Annotated in this window: 1 protein-coding gene; it reads right to left on the bottom strand. The window is 65.1% G+C overall.

Annotated elements, in window-relative coordinates; all coding sequences use genetic code 11:
* On the bottom strand, positions 1–780 hold a 780-nt coding region (tnpC, locus tag NKJ94_RS37445), incomplete at both ends, for an IS66 family transposase (RefSeq protein ID WP_352532809.1).

Here is a 780-nt window from a genome sequence, read left to right as displayed (position 1 = left end):
CGCCGAGGAAGCGGGTGAGCCCTTCCCAATGGGCAAGACCATAGCGGATGTCTTCGGCCAGCTTTGAGCCCGAGGAGATCATCGACAATTGCTTTTCAAACCACGGCTTCAAGGCGGCGATGATCGGGGTGGAGTACTGCTGTCGGGCGGCGAGCCGAGCTTGTGGCGTCATGCCGCGCACCGTCGCCTCGACGGCGTAGAGCGTAGCGATCTGGCGCACGGCAGCTTCGGCGATCGGGGACTTGGTGTTGCGCGCCAGCTTCACAAAACGTCGGCGCAGGTGGCTCCAGCAATGGACGAGCAGCCACGGTCCTTGTGGCCGCTCCAGGCGTGTCAGCCGGTCATAGCCCTCATAGGCGTCAACCTGCAGGAACTGTCCGCCGAAGCCTTGAAGGAAGCGTTCGGCATGCTCGCCGCCGCGCCCCGGCGCATAGTGGAACAGCACGATGGGCGGGCCTTGGCCACCATGGCCGCGATCATCGGAGGCGATTGCCCAGAAGAAGCCCTTCTTGACCTTGCCGCGTCCGGGATCGAGCACCGGCGCCGTGGTCTCGTCCATGAACAGGCGCTCTGCCGCAGCCAGATGCCCGCGCATCTGATCGGCTATGGGCTTGAGATGGAAGCAGGCCCGGCCTGCCCAGTTGCCCAGTGTCGCCCGATCCAGCTGGATGCCCTGGCGGGCGTAGATCTCGGCCTGCCGGTAGAACGGCAAATGATCACCGAACTTGGCGACGATGACCTGGGCGATCAGCGCCTCGGTCGGCAGGCCACCAGGCACGA

The sequence above is a fragment of the Mesorhizobium sp. M0060 genome, assembly GCF_040323155.1.
Lineage (GTDB): Bacteria > Pseudomonadota > Alphaproteobacteria > Rhizobiales > Rhizobiaceae > Mesorhizobium.
This window is presented reverse-complemented; position numbering and strand designations above follow the sequence as displayed.